This is a genomic window from Cupriavidus sp. GW822-FHT06G04, assembly GCF_058799075.1.
Genome location: NZ_JBXALD010000002.1, coordinates 373641 through 390108 on the forward strand (window position 1 = coordinate 373641; position 16468 = coordinate 390108).

Below are 16468 nucleotides of genomic sequence, written 5' to 3' on the forward strand. Positions count from 1 at the left end.
CGTAAATCGCAGGTTGAATCGGTTCGACATCGGTTTCATCGCTTGATGGCCTCCACCGGATCGCCGGCCGGCGCGCTGGCATCGGCGGTTGCGCCAGCGCCGTCGCTTGCACGCCGGTTCGGGCCGCTGGAAAACAGCGTACTCCAGTTGTTGAATCGGCGGTTGAACAGCACGGAAAGCCCGTTGATCGACCCGCCCTTGGCAATCAACGACCAGCGCCGCGAGAACGCATAGGTCAGTTTCACCACGTTCGATGCCGACGTCAGGCTTTGCTCGTAGCCCACGGAAATCTTGTCCGACACGGCCTTGCCGATGCTGACCACCTGCTGGTCATTCAGGCCCGCCGTACTGGGACCGATCGAAAACTCGTCGATGCCGAAATGGGACACCACGCTCTTGCCGGCCTTGCCGCCGATCATGCCCAGCGCCGCGCCGCCGAGCGCGCCTGCGCTGAGCTGGCGCTGCTGGCTCGATCCGGCGCTTTCGGCGCCATAACCGAACATCAGCCACGACAGCTTGTCCTCATCGGGCACGTTCGGCTCCGACACCAGCCGCACGCGCGGCAACCGCACGGTGCCGGTCACTTCCACGCCGGCTTCCACTTCCTGATTGCGGCGCATGGCGCGGATATTCATGTTGGGATTGTCGACCGGGCCGTTGAAGTTGATCACGCCGCGTTCGATCTCGAGCTTGCGGCCGAACGCTTCGTAGGTGCCATCGACCACCCGCACCGTGCCCGTCGCGCGCATCGGCGACAGCGGCTCGCTCTTGATGCCGAGCTGGCCCGCCAACAGGATATCGGCGCCCGCGCCGCGGAAGCGGAAGTTGTCGCCGAGGTCGATCGTGACGTCGATCAGCGGGCTGAAGCGGCTCGCCGGCTTGGATTCCGGCACCACGGGCGTGGCCGCCGTCTTGACCTCGCGCTGGTCGCTGCGGCGTACCACCACCACGTCGTCGCCCAGCACCGGCGCGCCGGCCTTGGGCAGATCGAACAGGCCGCGATCGACGCGGAACTTGCCGCGGATGGCGATCTGGCGGTTTTCGTTGGCGATGCCGGCCTCGCCCGATACCACCAGCGTGCGCTCGGGGCTCGCGAACAATTGCAGCTTGTCGGCCACGATCTTGCCGGTGATGTTGGGATCGGTCTCGCCAAGCTTGACCGCACCGGTGGCCGTCAGCGTGCCATCGCCGCCGCGGAAGCGCACCTGCTTCAGTTCCACGGTGTTCTGGTCGAGCGCCACCTGCACCACGCCGTCGGTCAGGCGAATGCCCAGGTCGAACAGCGTGACGCCGATGCCGCTGCCATCGATCGATCCGGTCAGCAGCGGATTGCCAACGGTGCCGCCAAGCTGCAACTGGGCCGCGAGCCTGCCTTCCAGCGCGTATTGCGGCCCGCTCAGCGCTTCCAGCGCTTTCAACTGCGGGATGTCGGCGCTGAAGGTGCCGCCTAGCGTCGACGCCGGCCCGACCGTCAGCAGGCCCTGTTCACTGATCAGCCCAGCCGAGGCATCGATTGCCAGCTTGCCGATCCGCTGTGCCGACGTGCCGCCGCGCAGCGTGACACGATTGCCGCTGAACTCGGCGCGCAGCCGGGTGTCGCCCAGGCCGAGCGAGGTCCAGCCGCGCCCGGCGTTGACCGAGGCGTCCCCGCTGCGGCGGCGGATCTCGGCAAACCCGCTTGCCGTCTCAGCGAGATTCAGGTTCCAGTTGCCGTCGAGCACCAGATCGGAACGCACCGGCTGCTTCTCGCCGGTCACGGTTTCCATCAATTCGAGGATATGCAGCACCTGTACGCCGCTGAAATTGCCCTGTGTGCGGATGCGACCGTGATCGAAATCGAAGCCGTCGATGGTCATGTTCGCGCGGTCGAACACGATTCGCGCCTGGCCCAGCTGGATGCGCTGGTTGGCTACCGTGAGCGTCGTCGGCGCGGCCAGCCGCAGATTCACCGTGCTGCGCTCTTCCAGCGTGCGGATGGTGCCGCTCCAGCCCTGCTCGCCGCGCCACGCGCCCTGACCTGCCAGCGCCAGTTGCAACGGCCGGCCGTTCATGGTGCCCGCCGCCTTGGCATCGAAGGTGTGATTGGCCTGCGTGCCGGCCAAGGTCGCATCGAGCGTGCGGATGCTGGCCTGCGGCCCCTGGTAGTCGCGCGCCGACAGTTGCGCCGACAGCGTGCCGTCCAGCCCGCCGCGCAGCTCCGCATGGCCGGACGCGCTGGCCACCTTGTGCGGGCCGATCACCAGCGCCTGCGCGGCGTAGTCGCCAACCACCTCGGGCCGCTTGAGCGTGCCGGAAATCTCGGCATCGACGCGGGCGCGACCGCCCACACCGAATTTGAGCCGATCCAGTTGCGGCGCGTCGATGTTCACCTTGAGGCGATCGCCGCGCGCGCCAAAACTGCCTTTCAGGTTCACCTGGTTGCCCGCCATCAGCAGCGACGCCTCGCTAGGCATCAGGCGCTCGCCCTCCACGCGCACCTTGCCGTTGCCGGTCATCGGCAATCCGGCGTATTCGCTTTCATTCAACGCGAAGTCCAACGCCACGCGCAGCACCTTCGCCAGCGACCCGCGGGCCGAGAAATCGGCATTGATGCGGCCCGGCGCCACCTTGGCCAGTCGCGACGGATCGAAGTTGGCGAGCTTGCCCTTGAAATCGAACGCCTGCTGGTCCTTGAGCCCGAGCTTGCCTTCGGCATTCAGCGTGCCCTTGCCGAGCCCCGCGCGCAGTGCCGACAGCGTGACCGCATCCTGGTTGACACTGGCGTCGGCAAACAGCTTGAGCTCGCCACCGGCCACATCGAGCGCCACGCTTTGGCGGCCCGGTTCCAGCCTCAGGATGACGGGCCCGGACAGATTGGTCGGCACCAGACTCGTATACAGCGCGGCCACATCGAGGCGGCGCACGTCGAGATCGAATCCGCCGCGACCTTCTTGCATGGTGCCTTGCCCGACGATCTCCGCCTTGCCCGGCAGGGCGATGCGCAGATCGCGCACGGTCTGGGTCATCTCGCTCAATTCGACGCGTGCCTGCACGCTATGTACGGGCAGGCGCTCCTTGTCGATCGGACCAGGATCGAGGTTGCGCACCATCACCTCGCCGGCAACGGCCAGCGGATGCTGCGTCGGCGCGGCGGGCTTTGGCACCGGCGCGGAAGCCGAGGCCGCCGATGCGGCAGCTACCGCGCTGGCCGTCGATTCGCCGGGCTTTGGCGCGGCCACCCGGGGCGGCGGCGGCACCGCTTCGACGGGCCGTAATTCGACGTGCACGGTCAGGTTGGCCTGGGGCGCCGACGCGCTGAACAAGCGCGGATTGATGCGTTCACCGTCGACGACCAGATGCGTGAACGGCACCTTGCCGAACGGTGTGACATCGGCATTGGCGCGCGCGCGGATCCGGTCGCCGTTGGCTTCGAGCGCGGCGTGCAGCGCATCGAGCGATCCGCTGGCGGTGGCCGACACCGCATACGACTCATCTTTCCATTGGCCCTCCAGCAATGCCTCTGCCGACAGGGCAAACGGCGTCTGGCCAGCAATCTGCGCATTGGCCTGCAGCTTGCCGTAGGGCGTCGCCAGCTTGTCGATCACCACGCGGTGGCGCAGCCCATCGCTGTGCAGCGCGCCGGAAAGGTCCGACAGCACGATCGGACTCGAGGTCGCCGGCGGCCCCTGCAGCCACGACAATTCGGCAATCGTCAGCACATCGACATCGACGGCCAGCGGCAGCTCCAGCGACGCCGGCATGCGCGCCGGCTCGGTGCTCGGCGGCGACGCCGGCAGCCTGGCGTCGATCTTGCCCAGGCGCAGCCATTCCACATGCAGCCGCGTGGGCGACCAAGACATCTGCCACCGGGCGTCGACGCGATCGATAGTCACATGCGTGTCGCCGCTGGCGAACACCACATCGCGCAGCCGCAATCCGTGGGCGACGGTGCCGCCGTCGAGCTTGCCGGCCAGCGTGCCGGCCGACAGCCGCGTCGCCAGATTCCACAGGTGCCGCGTACCGGATTCGGTGCGCAGCGCGGCCACGGCCGTGACGACCAGCGCGATCACCAGCACCAGCATCACGCCGACAATCCACGCCAGCGCCTTCCATACGCGGCGGCGCCTGCGCGGCGGCTGGCGCGGAGTGTCGCCGCTCTCGCGCGGCATCGGCGGCATATCGGGCATGTTCATCAGAACGCCACCCCAAGCGAGATATGCGGGCGGAACTGCTTTTGCTGGATGCCGTAGCCGATGTCGAGCTGCACCGGCCCCACCGGACTGCGCCAGCGCGCGCCCACGCCCACGCCGTGATAGATCTTCACGCCGTCGAGGTTGTTGCTGGCCGTGCCCATGTCCCAGAACACCGCCGCGCCCCACTCGGGCTTGAACCAGTGCTGGTATTCGAGGCTGCCGGTGCCCAGGAATCGCGCCGGCAGCACGCTGGCGCCGTTGGGCGTGCCGATCGACTGGTAGCTGTAGCCGCGGATCGAGTCGGTGCCGCCGGCGCGAAAGCGCAGCGACGCCGGAATCAACGCCGGATCGTTCGACGTGATGTTGGCGCCAAGCTCCAGCCGCGCGACGAACAGGTCGCGGTTGCCGACCGGAACGTACTGCCGAATGCGCCCATACAGGCGCAGGAACGTGGCATCGCTGAGCAGGCCCTTGCCGGCCACGCCGATCTGCGTGGTGATGACGTTGCCGCGGCGCGGGAACACCGGGTTGTCGACATCGCGCCGCGCCCACGCAAATGCCGGCACGAGTGCCTTCGAGTACTGCGCTGCCTGCCCGTAGGGCACCAGCTTGTCGTAGTAGAAATCGAGCGAAACCGTCGTATCGTATTTCTCACGCGAGCGGGAGCGTTTCAGGCCGGCACGGTAGCTCGTGACATCGGTGCTTTCGATATCGATGGTCCGCTCATAGCTGCTGTAGAGGCTGTTGCGGAACGTGCGCGAATCGGGCGGCATCGCGGTTTCCACAAACGCATACTGGCGCTTCTGCTCGATGCGCGCCTGGGAATCGAACACCCACGCGCGATTGAACAGGTTGTAGTACGAATAACGGCCTTCCACCTGCGCGCCGGTATCGGTGGTGTAGCCAACGCCGGAACTGAGCCGATGCGTCGGATATTCGCGCACCTTGACGCGCACGGGCGCGGTGACGGTCTGCCGCTGCGCCGCGGCCTCGGCCGACTCGGCGGGCGGCGGCTCCTCGAGATCGACCTGGACGTTCGAAAAATAGGGCTGATTCTGGATCGCGCGCTGGAATTCGAGCAGCCGCTCCACGCGATAGGGCTCGCCTTCGCGCAGCGGATTGACGTTCTCGATGATCCGTTGCGGATAGCGGCGCGTGCCTTCGATCTCGACCGGCCCCAGCACATAGGCAGGACCGCTGTCGTACTTTGCGCTCAGGTCCGCCGCGCGCTCGTCGGGCTCCACGCGCGCCTGCGAGGAGGCCAGTTTGGCGCCGTAGTAACTTTTGCTCTGCAACTGGACCAGCGCGTCTTCCTTGGCCTTGTCCCAGTCGGCCTGACGGAACGGATTGCCTTCGGGCAGCCCCCATTTCTTGCGCATCTCGGCCACCTGTTCGGGGGACTGCGTGGCGGCGGGACCGCTTACACCGACGTCCACGCGGCGGATCAGCGTGCGCGCGCCGGCGTCCACCACGATCTTCACCACGCGATCGGCGCCCTCGCCTTCCACGGTGGCCTTGGTGGTCGGATCGAACCAGCCCTCGGTCGACGCGAACTGGCGCACCTGATCGCCGACGGTTTCCACCATGTAGTGGAACTGGTCTTCGGACATATCGGTCCGCGTGGCGTAGCGCGCAAGATCGAGATGTTCCTCGAGGATGTCCTTGAGCGCCTTGGGGGCGTCGATCTCGACCTTGTAGGCGGCCTTCGCCGCGTGGGCGCCGGGCATGCCGATCAGCAGCGGCACCAGCAGCGCGATCGCCACGACCCGGACTGCGCCAAACCGACCGGCGCGCGCAAGCCGTCCGACACCCAGCGCGATGCGGTGTGCCATGGCGGCGCCGAGCTGTGCGGCCGTGCGGTCCAAAGCGATCGTCATCCGTCCTTGCGGTCCAAAATCAAGTCGCTATTTGACCACACCACCGACGGCCCAAGGCCATCGTGCAAGCAAAATTCAGGATTCGCCGGCGCCCGCCCGCAGCTCGCCTTGCCGATACGGTAAAATCCTGACCCGTCACCCCCAACGCCGCCCCCAGGGCACAGGTTTCACCATGGCCATGTACGAATCCGAAATCACGCAGTTCTTGAAGACACTGAAGCAGGAGCGCCCGTCGCTGGAGAAAGAACAGCGCGAAGGCCGCGGCCTGCTGTGGGACAAGGCCCCGATCGACCTGGAAGAGCGCGCCCGCGCCAACGCATCGCGCGTGGCCCAGAAGCCGTACGTCTACTCGTCCGACAACTGATCGCCCGCCCCGCCCTCCCGGACACTCCCCAATGCACCCGAGCGACCCGCTGGAGCCCGCCGCGCAGGACAAGCTGACCCTGCCGGTGCCGTTGCCCAGCGTGGCGCCGGCCGGCGGCGGCACCAATCCCGCCGACATGGTCGACGGCATGGCGTTCGCGCGCCTGTACGGCGAGCCGCTGTTCAAGCTGCCGCAAGACCTGTACATCCCGCCCGATGCGCTCGAAGTGTTTCTGGAAGCGTTCGAGGGCCCGCTCGATCTGCTGCTGTACCTGATCCGCAAGCAAAACTTCAACGTCCTGGACATTCCGATGGCCCAGGTGACGCGCCAGTATCTCTCGTACGTCGATCAGATCCGCCGGACCAACCTGGAACTGGCCGCCGAGTACCTGCTCATGGCGGCGATGCTTATCGAGATCAAGTCGCGCATGCTGCTGCCGGTGAAGAAAGCCGACAGCGACGAGGAAGCCGAGGATCCGCGTGCCGAACTGGTGCGCCGCCTGCTGGAATACGAGCAGATGAAGCTGGCCGCGCAGCGGCTGGACACCGTGCCGCAGCTTGGCCGCGATTTCCTGCGTTCGCAGGTTTATATCGAGCAGAGTCTGGCGCCGCGTTTCCCCGAAGTGGAGACGATCGACCTGCAATCGGCGTGGGCCGACGTGCTCAAGCGCGCCAAGCTCAACCAGCACCACAAGATCTCGCGCGAGGAACTGTCCGTGCGCGAGCACATGACGCAGATCCTGCGGCGCCTGCAGCACGCCCGCTTCATGGAGTTCAGCGAACTCTTCGAAGACGCCATCCGCTCCGGCAAGGGTGTGCCCGTGGTGGTGGTGAACTTCATCGCCATGCTGGAACTGTCGCGGGAATCGCTGGTGGAAATCACGCAGGCCGAGCCGTTCGCACCGATTTATGTGCGATTGGCGTACACGCCGGCCTGATCGTTCCGCAGGGCGGACAATCGCGGTCAATTTCCCGGCGCCCGGGCGGGCATGAAGCCGCGCGGATGCTCTACAATCCGCCGACAGCCGGCCAACGTCTTTTCATAGAATCCGGCGCGCCGTCCGCCTTGTCCCATGGCAGCGGGCAGGCTCCTACCACGACCGCACACCACATTCATGAAAGTCATTTCTTCCATCCAGGAGTTGCGGGACCAGTTGCGCGGGCAAAACCGCGTGGCGTTCGTCCCCACCATGGGCAATCTGCATGAAGGCCATCTGTCGCTGATGCGTCTGGCGCGCCAGCATGGCGACCCGGTGGTGGCGTCGATCTTCGTCAATCGCCTGCAGTTCGGCCCGAACGAGGATTTCGACAAATATCCGCGCACGCTGCAGGACGACATCGAAAAGCTGCAAAGCGAAGGCGTGTACGTGCTGTTCGCGCCCACCGAGGCGGACATGTACCCGGAGCCGCAGGAATACCGCGTCGAGCCGCCGCACGACCTGGGCGACATTCTCGAAGGCGAGTTCCGTCCCGGCTTCTTCAAGGGCGTCTGCACGGTGGTGATGAAGCTGTTCTGCTGCGTGCAGCCGCGTGTGGCCGTGTTCGGCAAGAAGGATTACCAGCAGTTGATGATCGTGCGGCGCATGGCCAACCAGTTCGCGCTACCCGTGGACATCATTCCGGCCGAGACCGTGCGCGCCGACGACGGCCTGGCGCTGTCGTCACGCAACCGCTATCTGGCGCAGGCCGAACGCGCCGAGGCGCCGATGCTCTACAAGACGCTGCACGAAGTGCGCGACACCGTGCTGGGCAACGGCAACCTCGATCTGCTGAAGGTGGAGGCCGACGCCGTGGCGCGCCTGCAGGCGCGCGGCTGGCAGCCGGATTATGTGTCGATCCGCAAGCGCAGCAACCTGCAAGCGCCGACGCGAGAAGAATTCGCCGCCGGCGAGCCGCTCGTCGTGCTAAGCGCCGCGAAGCTCGGCAATACGCGACTGATCGACAATCTCGAAATCTGACCGGGGACTCGCCGGTCGGCGCTGATCGGCGCCGCACATATGAAACGGGCCGGATTCTCTCCGGCCCTTGTCGTTTCTGGCGATGGCGATCTCGCGCCGCTCAGGCGCGCGCCGAGCGCGCCGACCGCTCCTTTTCGCGCGCCAGATGACGACGGTGGCCGCTGCGGCGTTTCCACCAGATCAGCACGCCCGTCAGCGCGAACACCAGCGGCACCAGGCCGAACACGGTGATGAACGCGCGTCCCCACACGCCGAATGCCTCGCCGGTATGCAGCGGGAACAGCCAGTTAATCAATGTGTCGCCCGGCTGCGCATCGTGCGGATCGCGCACGCCCAGCGGGCGCCCCGTGTAGGCATCGAGCCAGAGCCGCGTGGCGCCACTGTCGGCGCGCACTTCGCCTTCCTGACGCAAGCGCACTTCGTACGCATCGCCCGGCTTGCGCGGCAGGCTGACGCGCGTCACCAGCGCGCCCGGGAACTGTTGCTGCGCGGCCGTCATGGCCTGCGCCGGCGTGATCGCATGCACGCCCGGCGGCGGCGTATCGGACTGGTGCTTGGCAGGCGGGCTCACGGTCATCACGCTGGCAATGATCGGCGTGACCCATTTCGGCAGATTCAGATACCAGCCCGAAAACGCGATGGTCGCCAGCACGGGCGCCACGAAGATCCCCCCGGCGCGGTGCAGCGTATAGACAAAGCGCGACCACGAGCCACCATGCGCGACGCGGACCGACTGCTTCAACGCGCGCAGCTTGAGCTTGGGCCACCACAGCACCACGCCCAACAGCACGGCCACCAGCAGCATCATCCCGGTGATGCCGGTAATCGTCTTGCCAGTGTCGCCGGACAGCAGATAGCGATGCAGGTGGAACACGGTGGGCATGATCTGCTGGCGCGACAGGCCGGGCACGCCCCACAGACGCTCGCCCTTCACGGCCAGCGTGATGGGATCGATCATCACCTGCCGGAAACGTCCCGCGCCGGCCTGCTCGCCCTTGATCGGGTAATAGGCGATGAACACGTCGTGCTGGTCGATCGGCAGCATCAGCAGGTTCGGCTTGCCATAGTGCGGATCGGCCATCAGCTTGCCGGTGATCGATTCCACCGTCGCGGCGCCCACCGGGATGCGCGTGGCCGATGATGCCTGCAGCAGGTCCGGATTGAGCCACTGGTCGATTTCGTCGCGCCACGAGATGGCCGTTCCGCTCAGGCCCATCAGGATGAACAGCAAGCCGAACACCAGGCCGATGTAGAGGTGCAGCTTGACGAGGACGGCGCGTTGACGACCGGTGACCATGCTTGGAAACTTTCTCTTGGGATGCGATGCTGCGGCGCGGCATCAGGCGTGGAAATCACATCTGTGCGCCAACACGCAAACGCAAATGCGAAGAATTCGCGATTCTAGCAGCGTGACGTTAAGATCGTAGTCGCGCCCCCTGCCATCTTTCGCCCACGCGCTGCCTGCTTCCGCCATGCCCCTGATCGAACTGGTTCCCGCCTCGCCTGCCGACGCCGACCTGCTTGCCGCCATGCACGCCGATAGCTGGCGTCATGCCTACGCCGGCCTGATTCCCGCCGAATATCTCGAACACCACGCCGCGAATGAACGACGCATCACCTGGCGCGCCCGGATGCTGGAAGGAGCGGAAGCGCCGCTCGACGTCACGATCCTGCGCATCGACGGCCAGCCGGCGGGATTTTCATGCCTGATGCCGCTTGCCGAGCCCGGCTACGGCGTCTATGTCGACAATCTGCATGTGCTCCACACGCACCATGGCAAGGGCTATGGCAAGCAGTTGATGGCCCATTGCGCGGCGCGCGTGGCCAGCCAGTGGCCGGGCAAGCCGCTGTTTCTGTACGTGCTGGAAGGCAATACGCAAGCGCGCGAGTTTTATCGGCGGCTCGGCGGGGTGGAATCGGACAGCTTCAACGATCCGTTTCCCGGCACAGACCTGATGGTGGCGATCCGTCGCGTCACGTGGGACGACGTCGACGCGCTGGTCAGCCGCCTGGCACCGGGCCCGTAGCTGCGGCGGGCGCATGGCCATCGAGCCAGCGCAGGATCGGCTGCCACTGCTCCCAATCGCGCGCCACGCGCGATGGCGCCACATCCCACAGCGTCAGCCCGTGCGCTGCCAGCTGGACGTAGTTCTGTGTGTCGCGCAGGTAGCCCAGCACCGGCAGGCCCAGTTGCTCGACAAAGCGCTGTAACTGCTCGGCGGCGCGCGTGCGCATGTCAACCCGCATGCCGATCACGCCCACGCTGACTTCGCCATGGCGGACGCGCTTGTCATCGGCCAGTTTTTCCAGAAAGTCCTGCGTGGCCAGGATGTCGAACATCGACGGCTGCAGCGGCACCACCACGCGGTGCGCCAGCTTCATCACGTCGCCATAACGCCAGCCGTGCAGGCCCGCTGGTGTATCGAGCACCACATGGGTGGTGCCCTTGGGCGGACGGGCGATGTGGTCGGCGTCGATGTCCCAGCTGCGGATCGGCGGCGCCGATGCCGGGCGCAGGCCCAGCCAGGCGCGCGACGACTGCTGGCGATCGGTGTCGCCGAGCATCACGGCGTGTCCGTGGCGGGCGAAATACCCGGCCAGATTGGTGGCAAGCGTGGTTTTACCCACGCCGCCCTTGGGATTGGCGATGACGACGACCGGCATGAAAGTCCTCCGACATCCAGCAGATGGACGCGATTCTAGCGGGACTGCAGCGGCGCGAACATCGCCCGAAGGTCGAGGTGATCGGTCATGCTGTCGGCCAGCCGGTCGATCGACGCCTCGCGCAGCGCATCGAGATCCACGCCATTGGCCCCGGAAAGCCCGGCCCAGCGCAGTAGCGCGCCGCACGCCGCGGGATTGTCGAACACGCCGTGGACATACGTGGCCAGCACCTGCCCGTCGTCGGATACCGCGCCATCGGGCCGGCTGATGCCGTTGTCGTCGAGCCACAGCGCCGGACGATCGAGCCCCGGCCCTGCGGTCACGCCGAGATGGATTTCATAGCCATCGACCGCCGCGCCGCCCGCCAACCGATCCACATCGATTTCGTCGCTCCCGCCGCCCACCGCCAGGCGCCCCGTCACGCGCCGCAACTGCTTGTCGGGGGCCAGCGTGGTGTCGAAATCGAGCAGGCCCAGCCCGTCGCTTGCGCCCGCAGGGCCCTCGCGGCCGTCCGGATCGTGCACCCGACGGCCCAGCATCTGCATGCCGCCGCAGATGCCGATCAGCTTGCCGCCGTAACGCAAATGGCGCAGCAGCGCGCGATCCCAGCCATGGCTGCGCAGGAATGCCAGATCGGCGCGCACGCTCTTGCTGCCGGGCAGGATCACCAGGTCCGCGGGCGGAATCGGCATGCCCGGGCCAATGAACTGCAGGTCGACATCGGGATGCGCGCGCAGCGCGTCGAAGTCGGTGTGGTTCGAGATGCGCGGCAGCACCGGCACGATTACGCGCAGACGCTCTCCCTCTGCGCCGGCGCGGCGCGCGACCTGGGCGCTGACGATCGCGTCCTCGGCATCGAGATGCAGCCCGTGCAGGTAGGGCAGCACGCCGAAAACGGGCTTGCCGGTACGGGCGCTGAGCCAGTCCAGCCCCGGCTGCAACAGGCCGATGTCGCCGCGGAATCGATTGATGATGAAGCCGGTGACGCGAGCGCGCTCGCTGTCGGACAGGCAATCGAGCGTGCCTACCAGATGCGCGAATACGCCGCCGCGATCGATGTCGGCCACCAGCACCACCGGGCAATCGGCGCGCTCGGCAAAACCCATGTTGGCGATGTCGCGGTCGCGCAGGTTGATTTCGGCGGGACTCCCGGCGCCCTCCACCATCACCACGCCGTACGCCTGTTGCAGCCGCGCGTGGCTTTCCAGCACGGCGGCCATCGCGCGCGGCTTGTAGGCGTGATAGGCGCGCGCATCGAGATCCATGCGCGCGCGGCCGTGGATGATCACCTGTGCGCCGATATCGCTGCTGGGCTTGAGCAGCACCGGGTTCATGTCGGTATGCGGCTGCAGCCCGGCCGCCTGCGCCTGCAATGCCTGCGCGCGTCCGATCTCGCCGCCGTCGACCGTCACCGCGCTGTTCAGCGCCATGTTCTGCGGCTTGAATGGCGCGACCGCCACGCCCGCGCGCGCCAGTACGCGGCACAGGCCCGCCACGACGGTGCTCTTGCCGGCGTCGGAGGTGGTGCCCTGGATCATCAGGGTGCCGCGCAGCGCACGCGCGGCATACGGAAAGACAGGCGGGTTCGAGGTGGCATTTTGCATCGCGCGATTATCGCAGCACGGCCTGCCGCCAGGGCCGCAACCTGCGCGGTTATCTGCGTTCCAATCTGCAAGATCCATGCATGCGGGCGCCGGATGCGGCGGCTACAATACGCCGCATGAACTCCACGGCCTCCACTCAGGCGCTCAATCTGGCAGCCGCCGCCGACGTCGCATCGACCGGCGCCGCCACGGCAAGCGATCCGCAAACGGCGCCCGCCCCGCAGCCGCAAACCGGCAGCGCCACGCCGCGCGAACTGACGCTGGTGCTCGGTGGCGCGCGCTCCGGCAAGAGCCATTTCGCCGAGCAGTTGGCCACCGATCATGCGGCCGCCACGCGCGGCCCGGTGACCTACATCGCCACGGCGCGACACGATGCGGAGCCGGCCGACGAGGAAATGGAAGTGCGCATCGCCTTGCATCGCGCCAGGCGTCCGGCGGACTGGACGCTGGTCGAAGAGCCCGTTCATCTGGCCGACGCGCTGTACGCGCACGCGCGTCATGACGGCTGCATCCTGGTGGACTGCGTGACGCTGTGGCTCAACAACCTGCTTTTCGGCGACCATCGCGAATACCCCGAGCATGGCGTCATCACGCCGCCGCCCGCATTTACCGAGGAAATCGACGCGCTGATGACGGCGCTGCCGATGCTGCCGGGCCATGTGATCCTGGTCTCGAACGAGATCGGCTTTGGCGTGGTGCCGATGGGCGCGATCACCCGCTTCTATGTCGACGAACTGGGCCGCCTGAACCAGAAGCTCGCCGCCGCCGCCGATCGCGTGCGCCTGCTGGTGGCAGGCATTCCGGTGGCCATCAAGGACCCCTCGCCGCGAGGCAGTCACACACGATGATCATGCTGTCCTGGCCGGCCTGCGTGGCGGCCGCGCTTGCCGGCGTGCTGCTGGACCGCTGGCTGGGCGAGCCGCGCCGCTGGCATCCGCTGGTCGGATTCGGCCGCATTGCCACGGCGCTGGCCAATCGACTCAATCGTCCCGCAAGCGGCGCGGCGCGTCAGCGCATCGCCGGTCTTGCCGCGTGGGCGTCGATGGTGCTGGTGCCTGCCGCGGCCGCGTATTGGCTGCTCGCCATGGCCGCCGCGCTGCATCCCGCGCTGGCGTGGCTGCTGCATGTGGCGGCCCTGTACTGCGCGCTGGGCGCGTGCAGCCTGACCCAGCACATCGCGCCGATCGCCGATGCGCTGGCGCGCGGCGACCTGCCTGCCGCACGCGGGCTGACGGCGCGCATCGTCTCGCGCGACACCGCCGACGCCGACGCCGAAGCGCTGGCGCGCGCCGCGTGCGAATCGGCGCTGGAAAACGGCAACGACGCGATCTTCGGCGCGCTGTTCTGGTTCCTGGTGGGCGGCGCGCCCGCCGTGATCGTGTTCCGGCTGGCCAATACGCTCGATGCAATGTGGGGCTATCGCACTGCACGCTGGGAAATGTTCGGCTGGGCGGCCGCGCGCATCGACGACGCGTTGAACCTGGCCCCCGCGCGTCTGACGGCGCTGTCCTACGCGCTGCTGGGCGCCACCGCGCCGGCATTGCGCTGCTGGCGTGTCCAGGCGCGTGCGTGGTCGAGTCCCAACGCGGGACCGGTCATGGCTGCCGGCGCGGGGGCGATTGGCGTGGCGCTGGGCGGCGGCGCGCACTATCACGGCGCATGGGAAGAGCGGCCGCCGCTGGGCATCGGCGCCCCCCCCAACGCTGCGCACGTCCGCGCGTGCCTGCGGCTGGTGCAGCGCACCTTGTGGCTTTGGCTCGGCGTGGCGATGCTGAGCGCGCCGCTGGTATCGCAATGGCCTGCGCTGCTGGCGACGCTGCGAGGTCTGGCATGAACGGCGCCACACCGATTCGCCATGGCGGCAATCTTCTGGCGGCCGTGAAGCGCTACGGCCGTCCGGCGCAAGACTGGATCGACCTGTCCACCGGCATCAATCCCACCTGCTATCCGATTCCAGCGCTTCCGGTCGATGCATGGCAACGGCTGCCGCAGGACGACGACGGCCTGGCGGAAATCGCGGCGCTCGCCTACGGCGCACCGCACGCGCTGCCGGTGGCCGGCTCGCAGGCGGCGATCCGCACGCTGCCGGCACTGCTGCGCCCGGGGCGCGTGGGGATCGCGGCGTTGGGCTATAGCGAATACGCCCCCGCCTTTGCACAGGCCGGGCACACCGTGGTGCCGCTCGATGAAGCCGATTTCGCGCGCGCCGATTTGCCGCAAGGGCTCGATCACCTTGTCGTGGTCAATCCCAACAACCCCACCGCGCGCTGCGTGTCGGCCGACATCCTGCTGCGCTGGCATGCGCAACTGTCCACGCTGATCGTCGACGAAGCTTTTATCGATTGCACCGCCGCCGCATCGCTGGCAGCGCACAGCGACAAGCCGGGGCTGGTCGTGCTCCGTTCGATCGGCAAGTTCTACGGGCTGGCCGGCATCCGCTGCGGCTTCGTACTGGCCGCGTCCGATCTGCTCGACGCATTGTCGGCAAGGCTTGGGCACTGGACCGTTTCGGGTCCGGCCCGTGCCATCGCCCGCATCGCGCTGGCCGACCATGCCTGGCAGACTGCCACGCGTGCCGCGCTGCGCGTACAGGGCGAGCGCCTGGCCGCGCTGCTGACCGGCCACGGGCTGCGCGTGGTTTCGCAACCGCTGTTTTGCTGGGTGCCCGACGATCGCGCATCGGTGCTGCACGACGAACTGGCGCGACTGGGCGTCTGGACGCGCCTGTTCGATGCGGCCGGCGATTGCCCGGCCAGCCTTCGCTTCGGGCTACCGCCCGACCATCCGAACGCGTGGCAACGGCTCGACGCCGCGCTCGATCACATCCTGAACCGAATCCGATGAAGTGCACGTCCGCCCTGCTGGTTTTCGCCACGCTGCTCGCCATCGTTCACGCGCACGCGGCCGTCTCCGTCGTGGACGATGCCGGGGAGACCGTCACGCTTGCGCAGCCCGCCCGGCGCATCGTTTCGCTGGCGCCGCACGTGACCGAACTGATCTACGCGGCCGGCGGCGGCGAGCGCATCGTCGGCACCGTCAGCTACAGCGACTACCCGCCACAAGCACGCGACATTCCGCGCGTCGGCGACAACAAGGCGCTTGACCTCGAACGTATCGCCGCGCTCAAACCGGATCTGATCGTGGTCTGGCGTCATGGCAATGCGCAAAAGCAGACCGATCGGCTGCGCGCGCTTGGCATGCCGTTGTTCTTCAGCGAGCCGCGCAAGCTCGAATCGATCCCGGAGAACCTGGAAAAACTCGGCACGCTGATGGGCACGGAAGCGTTGGCCAATCGCGCCGCCGGTGAGTTTCGCCAGCAGGTCGAGACACTGCGCAGGACGTATGCGCAGCGGCCCGCTGTGACGGTTTTCTACCAGGTCTGGCAGCAACCGTTGATGACACTGAATGGCCGGCATCTGGTCAGCGATCTGCTGACGCTATGCGGCGGCCGCAACCTGTTTGCCAGCGAAACGCCGCTGGTGCCGACTGTCACGGTGGAATCGGTCATCGCCGGCAATCCGGAGGTCATGCTGACGGCCGGCATGGGCGCCACGCGCCCCGACAAGCCGCTGGCCGATTTTTCGCAGTGGGAAAAGTGGAAACAGGTGACGGCCGTGGCGCGCAACAACCTGTTCGTGATCGACGGCGATCTGATCAATCGCGCCGGGCCGCGCGTGGTGAAAGGCGCCGAGGAGATCTGCAAGGATCTCGATATCGCAAGGTCGCGTCGCGGCCGCTGATACGCCGTGCGCTTCGGCGCCGGTCTTCGCTGCCGCAAGCCATCATCAACGAAGTACTGGAACATATGGCGAAGCTGTACGGCGCGGAAG

The 16468-nt window shown here is 67.2% G+C and carries 13 protein-coding genes; 8 read left to right on the plus strand and 5 right to left on the minus strand.

Annotated features, from left to right (window positions below):
- Positions 1–35: 35 nt before the first annotated feature.
- Both AC1RKI_RS05725 and AC1RKI_RS05730 read right to left on the minus strand, forming a co-directional pair.
- A complete protein-coding gene (locus tag AC1RKI_RS05725) occupies positions 36–4172 on the minus strand; it encodes a translocation/assembly module TamB domain-containing protein (RefSeq protein WP_492794552.1) in 4137 nt (1378 codons plus the stop codon).
- Complete coding sequence (locus AC1RKI_RS05730; RefSeq protein ID WP_061952704.1) at positions 4172–6004, minus strand: autotransporter assembly complex protein TamA; 1833 nt, start codon at positions 6002–6004, stop codon at positions 4172–4174. Before AC1RKI_RS05730 ends, AC1RKI_RS05725 begins: the two co-directional genes overlap by 1 nt.
- 217 nt (positions 6005–6221) lie before the next feature.
- Here AC1RKI_RS05730 and AC1RKI_RS05735 point away from each other — a divergent pair, with 217 nt between their 5' ends.
- The 3 genes from AC1RKI_RS05735 to panC all read left to right on the plus strand — a co-directional run bounded on the left by AC1RKI_RS05735 (position 6222) and on the right by panC (position 8370).
- On the plus strand, positions 6222–6413 hold the full coding sequence (locus AC1RKI_RS05735; protein WP_150979649.1) for a DUF3460 family protein: 192 nt from the start codon (positions 6222–6224) through the stop codon (positions 6411–6413).
- 31 nt (positions 6414–6444) lie between these two features.
- Positions 6445–7350, plus strand: coding sequence for a segregation and condensation protein A (locus AC1RKI_RS05740; protein ID WP_061952706.1), 906 nt, complete (start codon positions 6445–6447; stop codon positions 7348–7350).
- A gap of 177 nt (positions 7351–7527) precedes the next feature.
- On the plus strand, positions 7528–8370 hold the full coding sequence (gene panC / locus AC1RKI_RS05745) for a pantoate--beta-alanine ligase (protein ID WP_227459014.1): 843 nt from the start codon (positions 7528–7530) through the stop codon (positions 8368–8370).
- A gap of 100 nt (positions 8371–8470) precedes the next feature.
- On the opposite strand, the gene AC1RKI_RS05750 is transcribed toward panC, so the two are convergent.
- A complete protein-coding gene (locus AC1RKI_RS05750) occupies positions 8471–9667 on the minus strand; it encodes a PepSY-associated TM helix domain-containing protein (RefSeq protein WP_061952711.1) in 1197 nt (398 codons plus the stop codon).
- 175 nt (positions 9668–9842) lie between these two features.
- On the opposite strand from AC1RKI_RS05750, the gene AC1RKI_RS05755 reads away from it, so the two are divergent.
- Complete coding sequence (locus AC1RKI_RS05755) at positions 9843–10397, plus strand: GNAT family N-acetyltransferase (protein WP_061952713.1); 555 nt, start codon at positions 9843–9845, stop codon at positions 10395–10397.
- On the opposite strand, the gene AC1RKI_RS05760 is transcribed toward AC1RKI_RS05755, so the two are convergent.
- On the minus strand, positions 10372–11034 hold the full coding sequence (locus AC1RKI_RS05760) for a nucleotide-binding protein (protein ID WP_061952715.1): 663 nt from the start codon (positions 11032–11034) through the stop codon (positions 10372–10374). The genes AC1RKI_RS05755 and AC1RKI_RS05760 overlap by 26 nt on opposite strands.
- A gap of 35 nt (positions 11035–11069) precedes the next feature.
- Positions 11070–12638 carry a cobyric acid synthase gene (locus AC1RKI_RS05765; protein ID WP_492794550.1) on the minus strand — a complete coding sequence of 523 codons (1569 nt, stop codon included), beginning with the start codon at positions 12636–12638 and terminating at the stop codon, positions 11070–11072.
- A gap of 116 nt (positions 12639–12754) precedes the next feature.
- Here AC1RKI_RS05765 and cobU point away from each other — a divergent pair, with 116 nt between their 5' ends.
- From cobU to AC1RKI_RS05785, 4 genes are read left to right on the plus strand one after another with little or no spacing between them, the layout of a single operon-like run.
- On the plus strand, positions 12755–13486 hold the full coding sequence (gene cobU, locus AC1RKI_RS05770; RefSeq protein WP_084003785.1) for a bifunctional adenosylcobinamide kinase/adenosylcobinamide-phosphate guanylyltransferase: 732 nt from the start codon (positions 12755–12757) through the stop codon (positions 13484–13486).
- On the plus strand, positions 13483–14472 hold the full coding sequence (locus AC1RKI_RS05775; RefSeq protein ID WP_150979643.1) for a CobD/CbiB family cobalamin biosynthesis protein: 990 nt from the start codon (positions 13483–13485) through the stop codon (positions 14470–14472). The genes cobU and AC1RKI_RS05775 overlap by 4 nt, the downstream gene beginning before the upstream one ends.
- The gene (gene cobD / locus AC1RKI_RS05780; RefSeq protein ID WP_492794547.1) at positions 14469–15482 is read left to right on the plus strand and encodes a threonine-phosphate decarboxylase CobD; all 1014 of its coding nucleotides are present in this window, start codon (positions 14469–14471) and stop codon (positions 15480–15482) included. Before AC1RKI_RS05775 ends, cobD begins: the two co-directional genes overlap by 4 nt.
- The gene (locus tag AC1RKI_RS05785; protein ID WP_492794545.1) at positions 15479–16378 is read left to right on the plus strand and encodes a cobalamin-binding protein; all 900 of its coding nucleotides are present in this window, start codon (positions 15479–15481) and stop codon (positions 16376–16378) included. The genes cobD and AC1RKI_RS05785 overlap by 4 nt, the downstream gene beginning before the upstream one ends.
- Positions 16379–16468 lie beyond the last annotated feature (90 nt).

What these genes read in the sequence shown, in the direction of transcription:
- AC1RKI_RS05725 (WP_492794552.1), bottom strand. Translation starts at nt 4,172, where the DNA reads ATGAACATGCCCGATATGCCGCCGATGCCGCGCGAGAGCGGCGACACT.
- AC1RKI_RS05730 (WP_061952704.1), bottom strand. Translation starts at nt 6,004, where the DNA reads ATGGCACACCGCATCGCGCTGGGTGTCGGACGGCTTGCGCGCGCCGGT.
- AC1RKI_RS05735 (WP_150979649.1), top strand. Translation starts at nt 6,222, where the DNA reads ATGGCCATGTACGAATCCGAAATCACGCAGTTCTTGAAGACACTGAAG.
- AC1RKI_RS05740 (WP_061952706.1), top strand. Translation starts at nt 6,445, where the DNA reads ATGCACCCGAGCGACCCGCTGGAGCCCGCCGCGCAGGACAAGCTGACC.
- panC (WP_227459014.1), top strand. Translation starts at nt 7,528, where the DNA reads ATGAAAGTCATTTCTTCCATCCAGGAGTTGCGGGACCAGTTGCGCGGG.
- AC1RKI_RS05750 (WP_061952711.1), bottom strand. Translation starts at nt 9,667, where the DNA reads ATGGTCACCGGTCGTCAACGCGCCGTCCTCGTCAAGCTGCACCTCTAC.
- AC1RKI_RS05755 (WP_061952713.1), top strand. Translation starts at nt 9,843, where the DNA reads ATGCCCCTGATCGAACTGGTTCCCGCCTCGCCTGCCGACGCCGACCTG.
- AC1RKI_RS05760 (WP_061952715.1), bottom strand. Translation starts at nt 11,034, where the DNA reads ATGCCGGTCGTCGTCATCGCCAATCCCAAGGGCGGCGTGGGTAAAACC.
- AC1RKI_RS05765 (WP_492794550.1), bottom strand. Translation starts at nt 12,638, where the DNA reads ATGCAAAATGCCACCTCGAACCCGCCTGTCTTTCCGTATGCCGCGCGT.
- cobU (WP_084003785.1), top strand. Translation starts at nt 12,755, where the DNA reads ATGAACTCCACGGCCTCCACTCAGGCGCTCAATCTGGCAGCCGCCGCC.
- AC1RKI_RS05775 (WP_150979643.1), top strand. Translation starts at nt 13,483, where the DNA reads ATGATCATGCTGTCCTGGCCGGCCTGCGTGGCGGCCGCGCTTGCCGGC.
- cobD (WP_492794547.1), top strand. Translation starts at nt 14,469, where the DNA reads ATGAACGGCGCCACACCGATTCGCCATGGCGGCAATCTTCTGGCGGCC.
- AC1RKI_RS05785 (WP_492794545.1), top strand. Translation starts at nt 15,479, where the DNA reads ATGAAGTGCACGTCCGCCCTGCTGGTTTTCGCCACGCTGCTCGCCATC.